This window comes from Microcystis sp. LE19-10.1B (assembly GCF_027530565.1).
Classification (GTDB): Bacteria; Cyanobacteriota; Cyanobacteriia; order Cyanobacteriales; family Microcystaceae; genus Microcystis; species Microcystis aeruginosa.
In genome coordinates this window covers 1-5,383 of record NZ_JAPZQM010000293.1, presented here as the reverse complement: position 1 = coordinate 5,383, position 5,383 = coordinate 1, and the positions used below count along the sequence as shown (strand labels likewise).

At 48.8% G+C, this 5,383-nt stretch carries 2 protein-coding genes and 1 pseudogene; 2 read left to right on the top strand and 1 reads right to left on the bottom strand.

All coding sequences use genetic code 11. From position 1 onward, the window contains the following. Positions 1 to 136: pseudogene (locus O9332_RS10435) on the bottom strand (Uma2 family endonuclease); the annotation flags it as partial. Positions 137 to 412: 276 nt separating this feature from the next. On the opposite strand from O9332_RS10435, the gene O9332_RS10430 reads away from it, so the two are divergent. After that, entirely contained in the window at positions 413 to 883 is a 471-nt protein-coding gene (locus O9332_RS10430; protein ID WP_002761788.1) for a DUF29 domain-containing protein, read from the top strand. A gap of 54 nt (positions 884 to 937) precedes the next feature. Beyond that, positions 938 to 5,110 carry a DEAD/DEAH box helicase gene (locus tag O9332_RS10425; RefSeq protein ID WP_288025329.1) on the top strand — a complete coding sequence of 1,391 codons (4,173 nt, stop codon included), beginning with the start codon at positions 938 to 940 and terminating at the stop codon, positions 5,108 to 5,110. Positions 5,111 to 5,383 lie beyond the last annotated feature (273 nt).

Genomic DNA, 5,383 nt, shown 5'->3' with positions numbered 1-5,383 from the left:
GAGAAGTGGCAAAAAGAATCTCAAGATTTTCTTTGATTTTCACGATCCATTCGTATTGTTCGGTATTATCGGCCATGGGTTTACCGTCACTGTCGGGGTATTCAATATCTGGATCAATAGCTGGTGTAAAGGTCATAATTTATACTCTGAGGTTATTTGTCTGAAAATTAAATTCTAGCAGTGAGGTTAACTTTCCCCTGTAGTCCCAAAATAACATCGCCAATAAGGTTGATCAAAATGTTTGTGTACTTTTGTTAAAAAGAAAAAGTTTTCTTGATAAAAAGAACAACTTGTGCTAGTGAATAAATCTCTAACTTGGCAAAAATTCCCCAGACTAGAAGCTGATCGAGGATAGCGATCGAGAGTTATAATCGAGCCATTACCCCGCGCTCCCAGTCGGGATGAGAAATCTATGATGACCGCTCTCTACGAAGAAGATTTTGTTCTCTGGACAGAAAAAACCGCCCAACTGTTAAAGCGAAAAGAGTTTGACAGGGTGGACTGGGAAAACCTGATCGAGGAAGTAGAGTGCATGGGAAAAAGCGAGAGACAGGCAATAACGAGTTTATTAACCGTTTTAATCGAACACTTGCTCAAACTATCCTATTGGGAATCGGAAAAAGAACGGAATGCCCGTCACTGGATAGTGGAGATCGCGGCTTTCCGAGCGCAATTAGAACAAAAAATAGATAGTGCCACCCTCGTCAACCATGCCCGCGATTCTTGGGAAAAAGCCTATTTAACCGCCAGAAAATCCCTGATTAACGCACGGATAGTCGATAAAAATGCGATTCCCCTAGAGTCTATATTCACTCTCCAACAGGTATTAGACGGGGATTGGTTCCCGATCGATATCGAACCTTTTTTGGAAACCCGTCCATAAATTGCAGTCATATCCCCGCAAAAAGATTAGGATTATCAGCGAATATAACCGAATATGAAAGATATCGAGCAAATACGCCGCCAACTCATCGAACGCTACCAACAATTATCGGCACTCGATCAGGTGATCGTCCGTCTTTTTTCCCTAATCTATGAACCGATCGCCCGCAGCACTTTTCTAGACTGTTTAAATCAAGCTCATTACCGCGACGAGAACAACCGGCGATTTAACGGCCAAACCCTGAAATCCCATTTAGATATCCTCCTAGAAGCGGAAGTGATCACCCAGGACAAAGGCTACGGGCCGCGCTGTCATCCCCTCCTCGTCGAGATTGCCAGCCGTGATAGCGTTAGTAAGGGAGAATTCAAGCGTTTTGCCGAGATTATCAAGGCAAAACTGGCGCAACCCCGGACTCGTTGGGATGAAAGCCTAGTTTTTCAGGGACAAGAGCAATTAATCCGAGAAATACGTCTGGCCATCTATCGTCAGGATTTCGACTCGATCGAACAACAAATCGCCGATTATCAGAAAACCAGCTATTCTTCCTCAAAAACCAGCCTAGAAGACCTTCTCATCCTCATCTACGATAACCCCTTCGATGGGGATTGGTTACGGACGCAACCGACCAAATTTCAAGCCCTAGCACTAAATAGCATTCTTGTCAAGGCTTTTGAAAAAATAACTCGCGCCGATGGGGCTTTTTCCCTCCTAGAAGAACTCTGTCAAGACCAGACCAGTGTTTCCGAAGCCCATTTGTGGCTCGAACAGGCGATCATCCGAGGACAATACGATAAGGTGCGTCGGTATCTCGATCGCCCCTTCCCGGAAAGCCAAGCAGCAGAAATCGGGGCGATACGGGGTTGGATTGCCTTTCTAGGGGGGGAAAACAGCAAAGCGATCCAAGAATATACCTTCGCCCTTAAAGCCCTAAAAAAAGCCAAAGGAAAACAAAAAATCTATTTTTCTTCGATTAGCGGCTTCTCCTTTATTTTCGCCCTCCTCAAAGAAGGAACCCCCGAACGTCTCGCCGAAGCCGCCAGCTATACCAGTTGGGTGGCGCGTCAAAACGATCATCCTTTCCGCCCTATCTATGCCCGTCTGGAAAAAATCATCGCTGCCCGTCAGGGAGATATGCAGGCCAAAGACGCAATCATCGACGCGACGATCAATCCCTACCAAATGGGCCAGGGTCTAGAGACTCTTATCTATAGTATCTGTCTCTACTGGATGAGTAGCGACATCGCTAAAAAACATCTGCCCCGCCTATTGCTGCCCCTCTACAAAGATGCCAAGGCGGCCGGCTACCATTGGTTAGCCCTAGAAACCGGGGCCCTACTGTCCCGACTCGATCGAGCGCCGGAAGCGGAGGTGGTTATAAAATGGCATCTCTCTTCCCCCCTAGTAGATGCGATCGAACCCCAAGAAGCTTGGCAACTGTGCCTGAATGCCTTGACTAATCTGTGCGCGCCAACACCAACCCCGGGTAAATCTAACCCCGTCGTCCGCCTTGCGTGGTTTCTCTCTATCCATTCCGAGGATTATTTCCTGCAACCAAAAGAACAGAAACTCGACGCGCGGGGTAATTGGAGTCGTGGCCGTCCCGTCTCCCTGAAACGTCTGCGAAAAACCGGGGAAATTGACTATTTAACCCCGCAAGACCTGAAAATTTGCGCCCATATCTTCGTGGAATCCAGTTACTATGGCCAGAACGAGTATCACTTTGAGTACCGGGCCATTATCGAACTGATCGGTCATCCCCTGGTGTTTTGGGAAGATTCCCCCAGAACGCGGGTAGAAATCGTCGCCGGGGAACCGGAATTGCGAGTAAGTAAGGAAAAATCGGGTAAATTAATCCTCTCTTTACTGCCCGATCTCAGCGATCACCAAGAAGTGCTGATTTGGAAAGAAACCCCCACTCGCGTTAAGGTAATCGAAGTCAAGCCAGAACACCGAAGCATCGCCGACATTATCGGCAAAAGCAACCGCCTAGAAGTCCCCGACAAGGGCCGGGAAAAAGTGCTGGCCGCGATCAATTCCCTCTCCGGGATGGTGACAGTACATTCCGATATCGGCGGAGGAAAAGCAGCCCGGTCAGTGGCGGCCGATAGTCAACCCCGGATTCATCTCTTACCGGCTGGGGAGGGTCTAAAAGTGGCGGTTCTCAGCCGTCCTTTTGGGGCAGCCGGTCCCTATTTCCAGCCTGGAAAAGGGGGGGAAACAGTGATCGCCGAGATCGAGGGGGAACGGCTGCAAACAACTAGGGATTTGGCCCTGGAGAAAAAACTGGCACAAACGGCGATCGATTCTTGTCCGATCCTGATCAGTTTCGAGGAAGAAAATGGGGAATGGCGGCTAGAAAATCCAGAGGATTGTCTAGATCTACTGCTGGAATTGCGGGAATTAAACGATAGCGTCCTTGTGGAATGGCCGGAAGGGGAAAAATGGCGGGTGTCGCGTCAGCTTCGATTACAAGACCTACACCTAAATATCCACAGTCAACGGGATTGGTTTGCCGTCAGTGGGGAACTGCACCTAGAGGAGAAATCGGTGCTGAGTATGCAGGAGTTGATGAAATTGCTAGAGGGATCGCCGGGGCGGTTTATTCCCCTCGGAGATGGTCAATTTCTCGCCCTAACCGAGGCATTTCGGGAACGGTTACAGGAAATGCGCGCTTTCTCGGAAAAGTCCGGGGACGGTTTGCGGTTTCATCCCTTCGCTGCCCCGATGCTCTCGGAACTCAGCGAGGAAGTGGGACAACTCAAGGCCGATAAACGTTGGCGCGATAATTTACAACGCTTTCAGGAGAGTCAGGATTTTACTCCAGAAGTCCCCTCAACTCTACAGGCAGAATTGCGCGACTATCAATTGGAAGGCTTTCGCTGGTTAGCTAGGCTGGCCCGGTGGGGGGCTGGGGCCTGTTTGGCCGATGATATGGGATTAGGGAAAACTTTACAGGCCCTAGCAGTGATCCTTACCCGCGCCTCGGAGGGACCGACTTTAGCGATCGCCCCTACTTCAGTATGTTTGAACTGGATTAGTGAGGCGGAAAGGTTCGCACCCACCTTAAATATCATCCAATTGGGAACAGGCGATCGGCAAGCACTACTCGATCGACTGCAACCTTTTGATCTGTTGGTGTGTAGCTATGGGTTATTACAGCAGGAAGAAGTGGCTACCATGTTGGCCGGGGTGGAATGGCGGACAATCGTTCTCGATGAGGCCCAAGCGATTAAGAATTTCTCCACCAAGCGATCGAAAGCAGCGATGAATCTGCGGGGGGATTTTAAACTAATCACCACGGGAACACCGATCGAGAATCATTTAGGGGAATTATGGAATCTTTTCCGTTTTATTAACCCCGGATTGTTGGGTTCCTTGGAAAGTTTTGATCGCCGTTTCGCCACCCCGATCGAAAAATACGGCGATAAAACCGCTCGCGAACAGTTAAAAAAACTGGTGCGGCCTTTCCTTCTCCGGCGCACCAAAAACCAAGTTCTGGCGGAATTACCGCCGCGTACCGAGATTTTAGTCCCGATCGAGTTAAGCGTCGAGGAGAAGGCGTTTTACGAGGCCTTACGGCGGCGTGCTTTGGAGAAATTAAGCGAGAGTGACAGCACCGCTGGGGCAAAACATCTCCAGGTACTGGCAGAGATCATGAAATTACGCCGGGCCTGCTGTCACCCGCAGTTAGTGGCTCCAGATTTGGATTTAGCCGGCTCGAAATTGTCCCGTTTCGGGGAAATTCTGGATGATTTATTGGATAATCAGCATAAAGCGTTGGTATTTAGTCAATTTGTCGATCATTTAGCGATTGTCCGCAGTTATCTCGAGCAAAGACAGATAAAATATCAATACCTCGATGGTAGTACCCCTGCTGGCGATCGGCAGAAACAGGTGAAAGCCTTTCAAGCGGGGGAAGGGGACGTATTTTTAATTAGTTTAAAAGCTGGGGGGACAGGATTAAATCTCACCGCGGCCGATTATGTTATCCATCTTGATCCCTGGTGGAATCCCGCAGTGGAGGATCAGGCTTCCGATCGCGCTCACCGCATCGGCCAAAAACGTCCGGTGACGATTTATCGCTTAGTGGCCAAGGATACGATCGAGGAAAAAATTGTCGATCTGCACCACCATAAACGCGATCTCGCCGATAGTTTATTGGAGGGAACCGACGCCAGCGGCAAGCTATCCACTGACGAATTATTGCGCTTAATGGCCGAGGGATAGTAAGCTAAACGGCTTTTACTTCGGATCACCGATATAGACTCCAAAAGGGTTATAGCTATTGGATCATGCAGGTTAAGCGCCGTTTAGCTTAGGACTGCATGGGAGAGGGGAAAGTCTGAGCTTTTGTACTAATATTTAGGGTTTGCTGAATAATGGTAAAACCCTTTTAAAATAAAGCTTTTGACCTGTTAAAGTCCGATGTTCATGCTGCGAAAATAGGATTGGGACGTTCAAAAACCTTGCATTATCCTTCTTGTAGTACATCGCTTGGTA

What these genes read in the sequence shown, in the direction of transcription:
- O9332_RS10430 (WP_002761788.1), top strand. Translation starts at nt 413, where the DNA reads ATGATGACCGCTCTCTACGAAGAAGATTTTGTTCTCTGGACAGAAAAA.
- O9332_RS10425 (WP_288025329.1), top strand. Translation starts at nt 938, where the DNA reads ATGAAAGATATCGAGCAAATACGCCGCCAACTCATCGAACGCTACCAA.